General features: G+C 37.9%; 10 protein-coding genes. 7 read left to right on the forward strand and 3 right to left on the reverse strand.

Annotation, left to right across the window (positions count from 1 at the left end):
• Positions 1-693: 693 nt before the first annotated feature.
• Positions 694-2,127, reverse strand: a complete 1,434-nt coding sequence (locus F6K40_RS19910) for a circularly permuted type 2 ATP-grasp protein (RefSeq protein WP_293138844.1) — start codon at positions 2,125-2,127, stop codon at positions 694-696.
• 162 nt (positions 2,128-2,289) lie between these two features.
• On the opposite strand from F6K40_RS19910, the gene F6K40_RS19915 reads away from it, so the two are divergent.
• Both F6K40_RS19915 and F6K40_RS19920 read left to right on the forward strand, forming a co-directional pair.
• Positions 2,290-2,847 carry a zinc ribbon domain-containing protein gene (locus F6K40_RS19915; protein WP_293138845.1) on the forward strand — a complete coding sequence of 186 codons (558 nt, stop codon included), beginning with the start codon at positions 2,290-2,292 and terminating at the stop codon, positions 2,845-2,847.
• A gap of 871 nt (positions 2,848-3,718) precedes the next feature.
• Positions 3,719-3,991, forward strand: coding sequence for an IclR family transcriptional regulator (locus F6K40_RS19920; protein ID WP_293138846.1), 273 nt, complete (start codon positions 3,719-3,721; stop codon positions 3,989-3,991).
• 1,203 nt (positions 3,992-5,194) lie between these two features.
• Here the strand turns inward: F6K40_RS19920 and F6K40_RS19925 are convergent.
• The gene (locus tag F6K40_RS19925) at positions 5,195-5,491 is read right to left on the reverse strand and encodes a hypothetical protein (RefSeq protein WP_293138847.1); all 297 of its coding nucleotides are present in this window, start codon (positions 5,489-5,491) and stop codon (positions 5,195-5,197) included.
• Between the two features lie 320 nt (positions 5,492-5,811).
• Positions 5,812-9,990, reverse strand: a complete 4,179-nt coding sequence (locus F6K40_RS19930; protein ID WP_293138848.1) for a multicopper oxidase domain-containing protein — start codon at positions 9,988-9,990, stop codon at positions 5,812-5,814.
• A 1,675-nt stretch (positions 9,991-11,665) separates the two neighbouring features.
• Here F6K40_RS19930 and F6K40_RS19935 point away from each other — a divergent pair.
• From F6K40_RS19935 to F6K40_RS19955, 5 genes are all read left to right on the forward strand, one after another.
• Positions 11,666-12,031, forward strand: a complete 366-nt coding sequence (locus F6K40_RS19935; protein WP_293138849.1) for a carboxymuconolactone decarboxylase family protein — start codon at positions 11,666-11,668, stop codon at positions 12,029-12,031.
• A gap of 234 nt (positions 12,032-12,265) precedes the next feature.
• Positions 12,266-13,201, forward strand: a complete 936-nt coding sequence (locus F6K40_RS19940) for an EthD domain-containing protein (protein ID WP_293138850.1) — start codon at positions 12,266-12,268, stop codon at positions 13,199-13,201.
• 42 nt (positions 13,202-13,243) lie between these two features.
• Complete coding sequence (locus tag F6K40_RS19945) at positions 13,244-13,807, forward strand: hypothetical protein (protein WP_293138851.1); 564 nt, start codon at positions 13,244-13,246, stop codon at positions 13,805-13,807.
• Positions 13,808-14,297: 490 nt separating this feature from the next.
• Positions 14,298-14,903 (forward strand): DJ-1/PfpI family protein, encoded by a 606-nt coding sequence (locus tag F6K40_RS19950; protein ID WP_293138852.1) that lies wholly within the window; start codon positions 14,298-14,300, stop codon positions 14,901-14,903.
• A gap of 158 nt (positions 14,904-15,061) precedes the next feature.
• On the forward strand, positions 15,062-16,882 hold the full coding sequence (locus tag F6K40_RS19955; RefSeq protein WP_293138853.1) for an AGE family epimerase/isomerase: 1,821 nt from the start codon (positions 15,062-15,064) through the stop codon (positions 16,880-16,882).
• Positions 16,883-17,486: the final 604 nt, after the last annotated feature.

Genomic DNA, 17,486 nt, shown 5'->3' on the forward strand with positions numbered 1-17,486 from the left:
TTATAAATCAGCTCTAAAAGGGAGAGGATTGACTAAAAGGAAAAAATTTATTTCTCTTGGTTGATTGGATATGGCGTTAGCGGAGCGGCTCTGCAAGAGCGGGAAACCTCGCCATCCCTCAACCGCTTTTTCCCTTTTCAAGGGAGGCTTTCAAGCTGAATTATTTAATTATTTAATTATTAATTATTCGGTCAATATTTACAAAAAGAGGAAAATAATATAAAACTATCTAAAAGAAATGATAAAAACTATTTTCAACCATCTTCCACAAAGACGTACTTTTTTGTAGTATTTTTTTTTAAGTGATATTAGGTGTTAGGTAGCGTCCGAAAAATAGTCAAAGATAAAGTCATTTTTTAATCAAGTAAAAATGATTGATAAATTGTCTTAAGAATTAAGAAGGAAAAAAGAAAAACAAATAAATATAGTATTTATATATTAGTGGCAATCATAAATTCAGATGTAATAATTTGACTTTTTCCTAAAAGTATAGAAGATAGGAATCCTCATATTCAAGTGAGGTACAATTTAATACTAATCTCTATTCAGCATTCCCTAAAAATGAATGAATAAAACCCTACCAACCAATATATTAGTAACAATATTACAGAACTTTTTAGGATAGTGAGGTAGAATTTAATACTAATCTGTATTCCCTATTCTCTAAACTTATAATTATAAAACATTCAAAAATTAATTAGATAAAACCCAAGTATCTTTACTCCCGCCACCTTGGGAAGAATTAACAACTAAAGAACCTTTTTTCATTGCCACTCTAGTCAAACCACCTGGATGAACATAAATTTCTTTTCCATACAAAATATAAGGGCGTAAATCAACGTGACATCCTTCAAATTTATCCTCAAATATAGTTGGCACTCTAGATAAAGATAGAGTAGGTTGAGCAATATAATTACGCGGATTAGCTTGAATTTTTTCTGCAAATTCCGATCTTTGTTCTGCAGTTGATTGAGTACCTACTAACATTCCATAACCACCAGCTTCATTAGCTGATTTAACCACAAGTTTATCTAAGTTTGCCAATACATAATCTAACTGTTGTTTTTCCCAACATAAATAGGTAGGAACATTAGGTAAAATTTGCTCTTCGCCCAGATAATAACTAATCATTTGAGGCACATAAGCATAAATAACTTTATCATCCGCTACACCAGTTCCCAAAGCATTAGCAAGGGCAACACGACCATTACGATAAACCTCCATTAATCCAGGTATTCCTAACAGAGATTCAGGATTAAAAGCCAAAGGATCGATAAAATTATCATCTATACGCCTATAGATAACATCTACTCGCTGTAAACCTTTAGTAGTTCTCATTTGCACATACCCATCAACAACTACTAAATCTCTACCTTCAACCAATTCTACTCCCATTTGTTGGGCTAGAAATGAATGTTCAAAATAGGCAGAATTATAAATACCAGGAGTCAAAACTACCACAGATGGATTTGACAAATAAGACGGTGCTAAATTCAGGAGAGTTTCTAATAAATAACTAGGATAATTATCAACAGGTCTAATTCCTAAAGCAGCAAAAATTTGGGGAAAAGTAGTTTTCATTACCCTCCGATTTTCCAACACATAAGACACACCTGAAGGGCAACGCAAATTATCTTCTAAAACAAACCATTTACCGTCTTTATCCCTAACTAAATCTGTCCCCGTAATATGACACCAAATTCCTCCCGGTGGTTTTAATCCCATACAAGGTTTGAGAAATCCAGAAGCAGAATTAATTAACTCTAGAGGAATAATCCCATCCTTGATAATTTTTTGTTCCCCATATATATCTGCAATAAATAAATTAAGAGCATGAATTCTTTGCTTCAAACCTGCTTCTAAAAAATTCCACTCCGAAACAGAAATTATGCGTGGTACAACATCAAAAGGAAAAATACGTTCCGTACCTTGACTATCACCATAAACATTAAAAGTTGCCCCAAGCTTCATCATTGCAACTTGTGCAGCTTTTTGTCGCATCAATAATTCTCCTCTAGACAGAGAATTAATTCTTTCTATCAATAATTTTGCTTCTGGGCGAGGTTGATTTTTAGTGATGAAAAGTTCATCATAGAATTCACCTGGATCGTAAGAATCAAATCGCACTGTTTTTCTTTATAATTTATTAACTACTTCAGCATCTAATAATTAAACTTTTGTTATTATATGAGTAACTATAAAATTTACATGATTTAATAACATTTTTATAAGATTGTTATAGTAGACACAGTAAGTGGAAATAAGTAGGAAAAATTAGGTGTAAAAATTATGGCTTATAAATGTGAACTTGGTAATGGCCAGGAAGTTTATATAGAAAATCAGGGGGTACAAACTTTGGTAACTCTTGCTAGTAGTGGCCCTGGTCAACAACAACAGGCAAGTACAGGTTTTCAAACAGGTAAATGGACTGTACCACCAACTTTGTTTAGAACTGCTACTGGGGTAATTTTGCGGATAGAGTCAGAACAGGGACAATCATTTGTGCAGTTGCAGGGAGGTGGGATAAGTACCATGAGTGGAACACCTGCTTTGAGTAATGCCGAGGTTTTGTCATTACAACAAGTAGAGACTAGACCTAACAAAAGTATGCCACCTATGGAACCAATGAAACCTATGGAACCAATGAAACCTATGGAACCGATGAAACCAATGAAAATGGGCAATATGGAAATGAATATGAATCCAATGCAAATGCGAATGGGTAATATGTCAATGCAAGTGGGTTCAGGTTCATCCGCAAGTTTCGGAAAGCATTTTTGTCCTCAATGTGGTGCTAGTGTCACACCTAGCGATCGCTTTTGTTCAAATTGTGGTCATCAATTGTAATTTCCATATTGAAATTTCATCGGATAAAATATTAAGTCTTTGGAGGAGTTAAAACATAACTCCTCCAAAGACTTAATGTTCAGTTAAATACTGATAAATAATACTAACCCTTGATAACTTTTTCCCCTTGAAAGGGGAGACTTTTAACCTAAATAATTATTAATTATTCGGTAAACGTTAAGAATAATTAATAATAAATTGCTAATAATTATCGAAAAAGTTATTCAGTATGTGTTAATTACTTCATAATTGAAGTTCCATCTAAGGATAGCATTAATGCCTGGTAATTGGTATAACTAGGAATGAGTAGAGAGGAGCATCAGAAAATAAAGAGGAAAAAAATTTGAAAATTTACAATAGACCTCTCCGGAAAAGAGGGAACAGGGAACAGGAAGAAGTAATTGATGATTTCTTGATCAGAATTGATTCTATTTTTAATTTTCGGAGATGTCTAATTTATGCCAGGTATAAATTTTATAATTATACGAATAAATCCTCAATTAATATAAAATCCAGTTATACAGTAATCGTAAAATTACTTCCTCTTAATACAACAGATGTTAAGCATGAATACGAATTTAAAAATTCATGCTATTCAAATCCAATATTCTCCTGACTAATGACTCCTGACTCCTCAGCAATACGATAACTAATTACCCGGATTCTATATTAAGATATAATATAAAGTCTGGATAATTAGATATAATAATTCTCCGAATCCGGAATTATTTACATCGCTAAGGCGACTACTCTCCTAGCTGAATCCTGACTCGTACCTTTTTATTTATAACTATTTAACCGGAAATGACATAACTTCTATCCTTGAACTTAGTACAATTTTAATCTTAGAAAATAACCAGGAAAATAGACTATGAAAATCGATATTGATATAATGACTCGCTATTTACACAGAATGCGAAATCAACCAGGATGGGATTCTCTTAATGAAGTTGCAGCATCTTTAAATATGGATAGAGCTACATCTAGACGCTACACAAAAACAGCAGAAGAATGGGACTTAATTGAACGTCAACAGTTAGAAAATCAACCCACTCAAATTCAAGCAACTCAGAAACTCATGAAATTAGAACCTGGAGAAGTCAGAAAAATTGTACAGGCAAATTGCCAAGAGTTTCAGCTTTAGAAATTGATATTTTATTGATAAATATTATAGCAGGGAACAGGGAACAGGGAACAGGGAACAGGGAACAGGGAACAGGGAACAGGGAACAGGGAACAGGGAACAGTTGGAAAAACATTTCCTAGTCTGAGATTCATAATGAGTTTATGTCCTAACCAATATCTTTCTTAGTTATAGCTAATTAACAATTAACAATTATCCCTTTTTTTTAAAAAAGGGATTGACTAAAAGCAAAAATTTTTATTTTTCTATCCTGAAAAGGATTAGCTAATTAATAATTAATATCATGTCCGGATCATCAGTGATAAAAAGCCTTCTGACTTTCAACCAATATTCTTTTCTTTCCCTTTTGCCTTCTACTTTATACCATTTCGACCTGATGTTGTGCTTAATAAAAGATAACAGTTATTTAGTAAAATCAAGGTCTAGGTAAGAATTATTAAGCGCATTGTTAGAGAGAAATGGTATTACCTTCTCCAAAGTGTAAGTCTTCAACCGGACATGATATAACAATTAACAATTATCCCTTACAGTGCTTTTCAGTTGAGTAGAGCACAAAACTGTTGTAGGAGTAATGAGGTAGGCACGTATTGCTGACGCTTTCGCTCCGCTAACGCTGCGCGACATGTAACGCATTAATGTTCAAGCAACGTCCGTAGGTCCTAATGAGCAAGGAATAAGGAGTAAGGAGTAATGAGCAAGGAATAAGGAGTCAGTATGATTGTGGTTTATTCATATGAAAACCGCTGTAAAAAAAAATGGGATTGACTAAAAGCAAAAGTTTTTCTTTTTCTACCCTTAAAAGGATTAGCTAATTAATAATTAATATTAAATCTGGTAGTATCGGTATAAAAAAGCATAGAAGCAGGGTTTGTATCAAATCCCCTACAATACTAATATTAACCTGGCACAAACCCAGTTTCTTATAACGCTTCCGTTGCCAAGCGGATTTGATATAATCTCATGTCCGGATAATCAGTGATAAAAAACCTTCTGATATCATGTCCGCTTGTATCGTTTGTGTAAACCCAAAAGTAAGTATCCACAGGAAATTTAAGTTTTTTTTCTTGCTCTTCAGTATTCCTCCCAGTTAAGTGTTCCCAGTTAAGTGTTCCCTGCCTTTGCTATACAATACCGATGCTACCGGACATGATATGACTTTCAAGCTTTCTTTTCCTTTTACCTTACCTTATTAATTATTAATTATTAATTATCAAGAACACTACAAATCAATTGACCAGCACCATGAGATGTAAATTTCACAATAGTACCATTTTTTTGAATTTTTTCTTGAGTGCGACAATTATAAATTTCTAATGGTTTTCTAACACCATTAATACTAACTTCTGCTCGATATTCCCAATAGTTTTTAGCACTGCGTTTAATGTTGAGAATACAAATTTTGTTACCGTTATAGTTACGACAAAAAGATGCTGCTGCGGGTGGCACAACAGCAAAAAACAATATGAATAAAACAATTGAAAAAATCAAGTATTTCCGCATTCCCAAATTTGTTTGCTACATTTGTTTGCTACATCTGATATCAAATTCGGGTGTTGCTGAACCTTGGGATGAATATTTTCAGAAAAGGTAAATCCCATCTTTTACTTCCTCTTTCTCTAAAAGCATAATTCATCCCGCAAATATGCAACGCCCAAATTCGGTAGTATTTTTGTAAAAAAGCAGAGAAACTGGGTTGATCTGAAATGCTCACTATACTGAATGCCCCCATAAACCCGGTTTCTGATCACACTTCCATTGCCAGCGGATTTGATATGAAAAGAGTGGGAGGCATAACTGCGCTCCCTCCCTCTTAACTAATTCTAACCCAAGATGAAATTCTCAGCAGCTAACCCTGGCGCACCTTCTAATGTAGCAAATTGACCGCCACTACCGAAACCGGGAATGCTACCATCAACGTTATAGTACAAATTACCAGTTGTACTATCGTAAACAATGAATCCTTCTGATGTAGCAGCATCACTTTCACTACCAACAACAGCAAAATTCTGTTGTATATCCTCTGTTGTCTCAAATGCGGTGAAAGTCACAGCTTCAAGTTCGATTAAATCTTCTGTTCCATTAAAGTCAGTTATAGAATCAATACCTAAAATATTGGCATCGAATACCTGATCACTGTCGAAGACAAATAGATCGGGATCTGCTCCACCAGTCAGGACATCATCTCCTCGTTCCCCATTCAGAATGTCTGCTCCTTCTCCACCTGTCAGGATATCGTCACCTTTTCCACCACGGAAAGAATCGTTTCCTGCACCACCATTCAGGACATCAATACCCAAGAAACCTTGTAACGAATCGTTACCCAAATTACCATTGAGGGTATCATCTCCTTCTAGTCCATAGATGTTGTCATCATTATCACCCCCATCAATACTATCATTTCCTACAGTACCAATTGTATTGCCTGCGAATAAATTTCCACCCCGGACCTGAAATATATCGCGAGTACCTTCTTCATTTTGAACAAATAAAACTGGTTCGCCCCGTTGATTACCAGGAACGTCAGCAAAAGTACCAGATAGATTTGTGATATCACCTTCAGGGGTAAATGCAGCATCTAGACTAACTGGCAGCTCGGACTCTCCTGCTTCGGCATCGTCATCATCACCCTCATCATCATCACCCTCATCATCATCACCCTCATCATCATCATCATCATCATCACCCTCTACTTGACTCATTTCTATGCCTTCCATGTCATCCATGTCATCCATGTCATCCATGTCATCCATGTGTTCCATGTCATCATCACCATGTTCGTCATCATCACCGCCATGTCCACCGTGGTGTCCACCTCCAGTGTAAGTCCAAATTTTCACCTGCTCATCACCCTCTGCTAACTGCTCCTTATCGACAGCTAATGTAGTAATGTTAGCATTATTAGTTTGAACAGCAGTATTAAAAGAATGATCGTCCAGAGCAAAATCTTCAGTAGGAGGATTATCATCTTCAGGTTCGGGGCGCTGGAGAACATAACCAGAAGTAACCTCAATCTCCCCTGTATAATCTTCTCCATAAGGACTAATACCCTCTTCAAGTCCTTCTGCTACTACATCACTGAAATCAATTTCTTCACCTGCCCTGATCTTTTTCTCAATATCAATACCACTCAAAACCGTTAATTTGCCATGATTAGTAATATAGATATCCTCAAAGTTATCTCCAGCAGCATCTCCCACCGCTACATTGAGATTATTCTCTAAATCATCATCATCATCATCAGAGATCAATCCATCAACAAGTATACTGGTAAGCAGCTCAAAATCTTCACCATTATAAATCTCAATCAATACCCCGTCTTCTGTAACTATACCAGTAACTATGTCAGCAAAGCCATTTCCAAGAATATCACCAGTAGCAACAGATCCTTTTTCCCCTTCAATATCATCTACTCCTTGAAAAGCATTAAACTCAGCAATTTGTAGGGTGGTGTCATCACCATCAACATCTGTTATACCTTGTGCTTGCAGATTAAATAATGACCTGCCATCAAATACTCGAACTGTATGATCCCCTTCAATCTCCATAGCAATAACATCAGTTGTATTATCAGTAACGTTATTGCCCTCAAAAGGTAGCAAAGAGTTAACATCCTCAATATCAATATCTACCCCACCTGTAAAATCTGAACCAAAAGGATTCAAATTAAGGCTTGGTCCTGTGACACCGCTACCCCGGAGTAGTTCTATACTGGTACCATCAGCATCTCCCTCTTCATTGCTCAAACCCAACCAAGTATCATTTGTATTCAGAATCACCCGGACAACTGCCATCATACCTGCATCTTCATGGAACAGAATATGGCAATGGTTAACAAAGCTGCCATCAAAGTCATTGAACTCCATATACATTCTGACTAGGGAAGCTTCACCATCAAATTCTGCTACGCCGTAGGGGTTCGTTTCTGTGACTGTACCATCCTGATAAGTGGGAGGTAGAGCAATGGTATCCCCTTCTATGTAAGGTAGATAGGTATTATCTAAATCTGCAAGTCGCTGACCATTAATATCTATAACTGTAAAAGGATTTTGGTGAATGTGGAATGGATGCCATTCTAGGAGCGGAATATCAGGAACACCCTCTGGGAAATTGTCTTCGCTTAACCCAGAGATGTTAAATACATTCCAGATTTCTGCTGTATCTAACATTGGCAGCGCTATTGGAGTATAATTTCCCTGCAGAAAATACCCGCCATTAATTCGGTAAGTTCCCTCGAATGTCTCTACCTCTAAGTCATCTGGATTATTACCTTCGGCGATCGCGCCACCAATATTTGCACTCCAGATATATGTACGTTCCCGCTCTACACCAACACCATCCTCTGCTGCATTTACTGTCTCTATTAGATTTTCAACTCTTTCTTCAAGACTATCATAAGCTTCTGGAATCGGAGCCGGAGCAGTTTCTGGACCAGTTACATCAAAGGTCATCATCACCTGTGGTCCCCAAGTATAGTGACCGTCATCAAACCCTTGAGATGCCGTACCTTCTGGCAGTTTATTGGTCATTGTCTGGATCAACTCTGGGCTATCTTCACCCACAATTTCTGGCGTACCATTAGACAGCAAATAATACTTGCCTGGTTCAGAAAAAGAATGATCTATAGTTATCCGTTGCCCTGGTTGAAAGATTGGCGAATCCTCCATAGTTCGGCGGACTTCTTCTGTCGCCCGACCAGGAAAAGAGTCACCATCAAGGCCCACATAAGTCATGTCCTGGAGTTCAAGAGTCACCTCTCCATCAGGACCGATCTCTTCTTTGTATAACTGAAGAACATGGTGAGCATTAACATCTGCATTCAAGAGTGAAAATGTTTGTAACTCACCAGTTTGTAATTCAAGTGTGGGGTTGTATTGACCGTTGACAGTGTGAATAACGTTTTCTGCTGGTGCCTCCAAAACACCACCGCCATACTCAAATATATCGGCATTATTTGTACCATCTGCGTTTCTACCCAGAGGTCGTTCGGGGTCATAGAGAACTGGTTTAGCGTTATAACCTATAAATACAGCATCGGATAGTTCATAGATTGGCAGGCCATCTTCTGTGAATCCTTCAATTTCTACAGGTGTACCCGCAGGTAATGAAACATCAGGGTCTTGGTTGAGGGGGTCATCTGGTGAACCTGGTCGATCTACTTGCTGAAGACCATAGGTATTAACGGTGATCAAATAGAAATTTTCCGAGGTTGGGTCCCATTTATCTAGGTCTGGTTCATCATACCTTGGTAAGACTTCCAGTACACCTACTAACCCTGCTGCTAGTTGAGTATTGGTATATCCATGAAAATGAGGGTGATACCAACTCATACCCGCAGTTTGGTCTATGGGAACGGGAATCTCATATTCAAAGGTTTCTCCAGCAGCTAATAAATGTAGAACATTATCACCACGACCGAGAGGGGTTGTATGGTAACCGTGGGTATGTAGGTTAGAAAATGTGTTAGCTTCAGTATTTCCTGCTTCTTCTACCTTAGTTAAATTATTTGTCAGACTAATTTCTACTTGGTCTCCAGGATCGGTAACTATTAATGGGCCTGGAATCTTTAGCTCTGAAGTTGTACCGTCAGGAGCCGTACCTTGATAAGCTCTGAGTAGTTCATAAGGAGTGAAGCTAGCTTGAGCTTCTCCATTTTCATCTAAAACGACTTCGCCATCAGGACCCAAACTGGTAAGAAGAGGTAACCAATCAACTAATCCATCTCCTGACTGGAGAATTCCTAAACCTGGTATCTCTAATTCATCTAACTCTTCCATTGAGAGTTGTGCTTCTAATACTTCATCTGGACCCCAACTCGAAAAGAAATCTCCGGTGTTTCCCTGTGGGTTATTTTGCCACTCTTCAATAGGGTTATAAAAGGGAACTGCTACATCTGGGTGAGGCAATACATCAAGATAACCATTTGGATCGAAGCCTTGACTCCATAATTCAAAGTTTTCTTGACCAATAATTTTTGCGTCTCTTAATGCAACGTCAGCCATAATTAATTATTTCCACTCCGTAAAATTGATAGATACAATTGAGTCATACTCAAGGGATCTGTTAGATGCTATACAAACGTTATCTGCAACGTTCGTACTGCTATAACCAATGACTGTCGGTAGTATTTCTTCCACAGACATTCACAGGTTTTGCCAATCAAATTTTTTTTCATTAGCTAAGGCTTCAAATTTCGAGCATTTTGATGCTCAATGAAACCTTCTTTATCAAACTGATACAAGGCATCACATAGTGTGACGTGACAAATTGATTTTTACTTCCTGCTTCTACTGAGGCCGTCGGCGGTTACTCATCCACAGGCATCGACGGGTCTTGCCCAACCGTATTTCTCGCTCTTGATACTTCCATTCAAATCACGATCACTATAGATACACAGCATTCAGGACAATGATATAGCAGTTGAAGCAAAGGGTGCGGACACATAAAAAGCCTAAAACCCAGACAAAGCCTTTTCCTTCTACCCCTCTTTCAAAGCAGGGCTGTTTTAAAGTATTGTAGATTTAAGGATGCGCGGAAGAACAGGAGTAATAGGGATAGTGGAACAGTGAAATTTGCCAAAACTTGCCTATTTTTCAGCCAATAAGCGTCTTTAAACTTTGAGAGAATATTTGGTTCAACGCCGCTTAAAAGCCTCCATCCCCGTGTCTAGTGTGTCTGGTGTGTCTGGTGTGTCTATCGAGAATGAAACAGCCCTGCCCTTTCAAAGGCGGGGAGGGGGGATGCCCTCTGCCTTCTGGCTTTTGCTATAAGTTCTCAGATTTAATGCCATATAGATCGTGACCGCAGTTAAACTCATAAAAACACTCCCACAAAAAATCAAAAACAATTAATTTAATCTGATGAGTATGGTACTTGCTATTATTTGATTTTCTGTCAGGCTTTATGTTGCCTTTTTCAGGCTACTCGAAAAAGCATTACAGGTATGTTTACTTAGATACAGATTGAGACTTATGACTCCCAAAAGCCCAATATGTTAGGTATTTAATCTGGTGTAGATAGTGAAATAGAATTATTCCATTTAACTCCGAATTAACTTCTTGATCTAATACCAAGCTCTACAATTTCAATTTTACGGTACTTAACCATTGAAGTTGACTAATATTTATTACTCAAATGTTAACTTTTTTAACTAAATGTTTTTTACAATTCACATTAAAAAAATAATAAATAAAATGTATTAAGTGCTATAATTAGTTAATTTTTAAGAAATTTCAAACAGCCTCAATCTGAGGATAACTACAGGGCGATCGCTAAGACAAATTTCATCCCTTGATTGACTAACGCCGACAATATGACTCCCTAGAAGTCAAAAAAAATCACAGCCATAAAATTTTTAATCAAAACAAAAAAATGTAACTTAAGGTGATAGTCTAGTTCATAGAAAAAAATTGTCTGGCACAAATGCCTAAATTGGGTTTTTATGCCAAAAGTCGATCTAATAAGTCAGGAGTCCGGACAATTATATTGGATCAAAAAAAGTGGCCGTCATCTGCCTACTAAAAAACCAATCGATTCCTAACGGATAAAATGTTAAATTGTTTGAGAAAGCGATTATGCTAGGCAATAGCGATAGAATATTGCTAGGCTATGCTGGTGCGATCGCACTCCTTAAACAGAGAACAAAGACTACAGAACTGAAAAATTAAGCAGATAACTATGGCATACAAAAACGCAGTATTGGACGACAAAGCACTGCAAGAAGGCTTAAATAGTATCAACCCCAAATTTGGGGACTTTTGTACTCGTGTAGCAGGTGAAGCATGGGGTCTACCAATAATAGACCAAAAAACCAAAGCTCTAATTACAGTAGCAATAGATGTAGTTAATCAAGATCATGTAGGTCCAGGAAACCCATTTGGCGCTCACGTTAAGATGGCAATGTCTCAAGGAGCAACTTTTGAAGAAATAGAGGAACTGCTAGTATTCACCTGTGTTTATGCAGGCTTTAATAAAGCAGCAGGTTGCTTTGGCGCTCTCGGGGAATTAAAAGAGGAATTAAACGAATTATTCCCACCAAAATAATCATAAGCGCTTAAAATAGCTTCCATCAACTGGGATAATTATCGTTTGTTTTCTCTAGATTATTTGCCAAGAATTGAAAATCTTGGTCGAAAATCAAGTAACAGAACTGTGGTAGCATGGTTCTTGTTGAAGCACTGAAGCTTGATTAGTCTAGCTTCAAAAACCTTGACTTTGGGTGACTTCAGCAGAACCATAGATAAACTCGTAATATCTGAAAAGCAAAGGCAACAAACTATGCTATCAACGATCAATAAGGGAGAATTTGCTGACTATTCCAGTCGTGACTGGGAAGTACAACTTGCTTTCTATGTTCTTCTGTGGAAAAGAAAAGGAATAAGTCAAGAACTATTTGATGATTATTGGAGAGATGTTCACGGACCAGTTTGTGCCCGTCTACCAGGTCAGTACCAATATTGGCAATTTCATGTTGCCCATAATGATGGGGGATTATGGCCTAGTATCGGAGACTTAGTGGATGCTTCTTCTCCAGAAGAAAACTTTGATGGTATTGCTGAGTTAACCTTCAAAACAGTAGAAGACCGGGAAATATGGTTCAAAGCTGCGGCTATTTTGATGGATGATGAGCATAACATCTTCAGCAAAGCCATAGGTTATAATACCAGCCCTGGTAACTCTATTACTTTCAAAGATGGAATTAAGAATGGTTCTCCTAATGGCCATCAGGAGTTAGAAAAGTACCACTGCATGATCAGGAAAGCTGATGGAGTAAGTGTGGAAGATTTTCGCGGATACTTTAAAGAGAGGTTTGCACCAGTTCTCGCCAAAATGGATCATGTGTTGAAACTGCGATTACATCTATTTGAGGAAGTTGATAACACTAGGCCAGATGCAGGTGGAGTATCCCACTCTGAACCACCAGAACTAAATTATCAAGCTGCTATGGAGATAGCTTTCTGGAACCGCTTAGAACTAGAACAACTTTCCTTATCTAAAGAATATCAAGAGTTAGTGAGCGAACACAGTAAGTATGTCAAACAAATAAGACCATTTCCCGAAAAAACTGCTTACACATTTGTGAATGATGGTAAAATGACCCTGGCAGGTCAACGAAGCTCAACAGTAGCACAGTTAATTATGGATATTGGAGCTGCCAATCAACTACAAAATGATGTAGTCGATCTAATGTTGACTAATCAATTGACTGATTAATTCTTAGTTTAAACCAAGTAAACAACAACTAATAGGGATATTATGGCGCGCACAAGTTACTACAAAGATTTAGCAGCAGATTACTCTAGAGCTATTCCAGTAGCTGCTGATGTTGCAACAAAAATGATTGCTGAAGCTGAAGAAATCTGCAAGATGAAAGAAGCAACATTACCAACGATCGGTCCTGACTACACATTAGAACAGATAGAAAAAGAAAATAAAGACTGGTGGCCTACTCATTGTGAAGCTTTGAGACAAGGACGTGGTGATATTTTAACCGATGAATATCGGAGTGATTTAGTTTATTTTTGCCAAGATGGACCTTATCAGGGTCTAGAACAACAAAAAGAACGGGAAAAGCATTGGTGGGCGTTGATTTCTCAACCAGGGGTTATTATGTGCTGGCCAATTGTGATGTTCTATGGAGAACATACATATTTTGAATGGAAGAGTGTGGATCTGGAAACTAACGAAACTATTGCTAAGGGAAATGTGACTTGGGTACGTCGGGGTCACAGAGGTGGTTGTTATTTAAAAACTGAACAATTAACGTTCTACCGCGATGTGTTTGCAGATGAATCACTATTGAAATTGATTACTACATGATCAGACACAATATTTAGATATCTCTGAAAAAGAGGTTCATTTCGGGAGAATGAAAATTTAGGGGGGTTCCCCCCCTGTATTATCCTCCTACATGGAGCGGACACAGGAATACCACCCCTACACATAAATCCTACATAATGGATAATTACCACTCCCTAAAAGGGAGTGGATTGACTAAAAGGAAAAAATTTATTTTTTTCCCCTTTATTGGGGAGACTAATAAAGCTGAATTATTTAATTATTAATTATTAAATATTCGGTAAATTCAATCTACCTTTAGTTATTTTGGTACAGAAGGTATCGACTTTTGATGGAAATGTCGTTGGAACTCTAATATCAAGTTCAGATGAATAGTTATTTTTTATTAGATTAGACAACAATCTGTAAAATTATAATAGTTATTCAGAAATCTTGACTAATCAATTGATTGAAAGTCAAATTACCCCTTGATGTATACCATAGAAAGAAAAAAGATCAGGAGAAAAAAAATATGGCAACAGCAACAAAAGGTAAAATAGGAGTCTTAATTGAAGACCACTTTGATTCTACAGAATATCGTAAATTTAATGAATTTTTTCCCACAAAAGGCTATGAAGTAGAATATATTACTCACTTATGGGGACAAAAAGAATTACATTTTGGTTCTAACCCAGAAAATAATATTGTTGAAGAACAAGTTACTGTCACCACAGAAGTTAACGATATTAAACCCTCAGATTATAAAGGTATCATCTGTATTGGTGCTTATGCAACGGATAGGTTGCGTTATCAGGTTAACCCCAAAAAAGGTGAAAAAAACCAAGCACCAGCGGTAGCATTTCTCCGCAACGCTGTCAGTTCTGACAACGTAAAATTAGGAGCAATTTGTCATAGTTTATGGCTGTTTTGTGCTGACAATGAAATGCTGAAAGATAAAAAAGTAACTTGCGCTCATAATATCATTTGTGATGTAGAAAATGCTGGAGCAGATGTAATATTTGATGGAGACCAAACAGCAGATTTAGTTATTGATGGGAACTTAATCACAGCAAAACATCCTGGTGTAACAGATGAATTTATGGAAAAATTTGTCGAGGCGATCGAAGCTAATAATTAGGGAATAGGGAATAGGGAATAGGGAACAGTTGGAAAAACATTTCCGTTGTCTAAGATTCATCATCAGTCTATGTCCTAACCAATTATTTTTTAGCTATATGAATATTAATAGCTTTTCTGTTCAAAACTTGTAAACACAGTATTAAAGATAATCAAAACATGAGTATCCCAGTAGAGTTTACCTTCTCCGACCTGATCGCCGGGTATGTTACCAAGTACGACTCAGGCACAGATATTTTTGGCATCAAAACAACAGATGGCAGAGAATTTCAAGCTAAATTAACTCCTACCAGTTATGCCAAGCTAGTACAAAACTTAGACGAAGCATACCCGGATGCCACAGGTTCCATGCGCTCAATGTTAGTACCTGGTCGGTATCTATTCACTTATGGAGTATTTTATCCAGATAGTCCTATATTTGAAGCGAAACAAATAGTATTTGTGGGTCGCCAAGCAGATGACTACATATTTGAAAAACAAAACTGGTGGGTAGATCAGGTTCGGTCTCTAGCTAATTTTTATGTGAAAGCTCAATTTGGTGACGAAGAAATAGACTACCGCAACTACCGCACAACTTTAAGTCTGTCTGGTGTCAAATCAACGGTAAACTTCCGTCAAGAAACTGATACTATCTCCCGGATGGTTTACGGGATGGCAACAGGATACATGATGACTGGGGAAGAAATTTTCCTAGAAGCAGCAGAAAAAGGTACTGACTATCTACGAGACCACATGAGGTTTGTGGATTTAGACGAAGGTATCGTTTATTGGTATCACGGTATTGATGTGCAAGGGGATCGGGAACAGAAAATTTTCGCTTCAGAATTTGGCGATGACTATGATGCTATTCCTGCTTATGAACAAATTTATGCCCTCGCCGGTCCGTTGCAAACTTATCGTCTCAATGGCGATCCTCGGATCATGGATGATACTGAGAAAACCATTAAGTTGTTCAACGACTTTTTCCTAGATAAAAGCGATCGCGGTGGTTATTATTCTCACCTAGATCCTATTACCCTGGATGCAGTGAGCGAGTCATTAGGTCGAAATAAAGGTACTAAAAACTGGAACTCAGTTGGTGACCATGCACCAGCGTATCTAATTAATCTCTGGTTAGCAACAGAAAAACCAGAATATGCAGATATGCTCGAATACACTTTTGATACTATCGAAAAGCGTTTCCCCGACTACGAAAATTGCCCCTTTGTGAATGAAAAGTTCTTTGAAGACTGGAGTCCAGACCAAACTTGGGGATGGCAGCAAAACCGGGCAGTAGTTGGTCACAACATGAAAATTGCTTGGAATTTGATGCGGATGAATAGTCTCAAACCCAAGGATGCTTATGTTGATATGGCGAAGAAAATTGCTGAGGTGATGCCAGCAGTGGGTAGTGACCAACAACGAGGTGGTTGGTATGATGTGGTAGAAAGAGCATTAGGGGAAGATGAAAAGACTCACCGTTTTGTTTGGCACGATCGCAAAGCTTGGTGGCAGCAAGAACAATCTATTTTAGCTTATTATATTCTGGCAGGAATTCTCAAAGAACCAGAATATCATCGGTTGGCGCGGGAAGCTGCTGCTTTTTACAATGCTTGGTTCTTGGATACAGAAGATGGTGGGGTTTATTTCAACGTTCTTGCTAATGGTATTCCTTTCTTGGCAAGTGGTAACGAACGGGGTAAAGGTTCCCACTCCATGAGCGGTTATCACTCTACAGAATTATGTTATCTGGCTGCAGTTTATACTAATTTGTTGGTGACTAAGCAGCCAATGGATTTTTATTTTAAGCCTATTCCTGGTGGTTTCCCTGATAATATTTTGCGAGTGTCGCCGGATATTTTGCCTCCTGGTAGCATTAAAATTGGTTCTGTAGAAATTGATGGTAAACCCTACAGTGATTTTGATGCGGATAAACTTTTTGTGAAGTTGCCTGAGACTAAGGAACGGGTGACAGTTAAGGTAAATATTGTACCGAACTGATCCAATAAGAAACTGGGTTTATTGCATTATTGTTGTTCAAATCACGAAATTTTGTTGATAAACCCGGTTTCTGTATAACCCAACCTAGTGTCGTGTCAAGCTTGAAAATGTGGGTTAAAAACCTAACCCCCCAACCCCCTTCCTATCCCCCCTTGCCCCCCTTTGAAAGGGGGGAGGAGGGAAGGGGGGTAATCCCCTCTCCTCGCAGGAGAGGGGTTAGGGGAGAGGTCTTCGTTTGTTGCTCGCTCCTAATCCACAATTTTAGTCTTGACACGGCAGTAGGGTGTCTTAGAGAAGCGTAACGCAGCGAAATATATGGGAGAGGCAGTGCTAAAGTTTATCCATAAAAATATATGGGAGAGGCGGTGCGTTAATCAAATTTAACGCACCCTACTAGACCCTTAATCCGTATATCCGTGGCATAATCCGTGTGAGCAAACCCAACCAACATCTAAAAACCTGAGGGAGAGGCAGTGCTGAAGTTTATCCATAAAAATATATGGGAGAGGCGGTGCGTTAATCAAATTTAACGCACCCTACTAGACCCTTAATCCGTATATCCGTGGCATAATCCGTGTGAGCAAACCCAACCAACATCTAAAAA

The organism is Okeania sp. SIO3I5 (genome assembly GCF_010672085.1).
In the GTDB taxonomy this organism is placed as follows: Bacteria; Cyanobacteriota; Cyanobacteriia; order Cyanobacteriales; family Microcoleaceae; genus Trichodesmium.

Coding starts and splice junctions, on each gene's coding strand:
- F6K40_RS19915 (WP_293138845.1), top strand. CDS start 2,290: ATGGCTTATAAATGTGAACTTGGTAATGGCCAGGAAGTTTATATAGAA.
- F6K40_RS19920 (WP_293138846.1), top strand. CDS start 3,719: ATGAAAATCGATATTGATATAATGACTCGCTATTTACACAGAATGCGA.
- F6K40_RS19925 (WP_293138847.1), bottom strand. CDS start 5,491: ATGCGGAAATACTTGATTTTTTCAATTGTTTTATTCATATTGTTTTTT.
- F6K40_RS19930 (WP_293138848.1), bottom strand. CDS start 9,990: ATGGCTGACGTTGCATTAAGAGACGCAAAAATTATTGGTCAAGAAAAC.
- F6K40_RS19935 (WP_293138849.1), top strand. CDS start 11,666: ATGGCATACAAAAACGCAGTATTGGACGACAAAGCACTGCAAGAAGGC.
- F6K40_RS19940 (WP_293138850.1), top strand. CDS start 12,266: ATGCTATCAACGATCAATAAGGGAGAATTTGCTGACTATTCCAGTCGT.
- F6K40_RS19945 (WP_293138851.1), top strand. CDS start 13,244: ATGGCGCGCACAAGTTACTACAAAGATTTAGCAGCAGATTACTCTAGA.
- F6K40_RS19950 (WP_293138852.1), top strand. CDS start 14,298: ATGGCAACAGCAACAAAAGGTAAAATAGGAGTCTTAATTGAAGACCAC.
- F6K40_RS19955 (WP_293138853.1), top strand. CDS start 15,062: ATGAGTATCCCAGTAGAGTTTACCTTCTCCGACCTGATCGCCGGGTAT.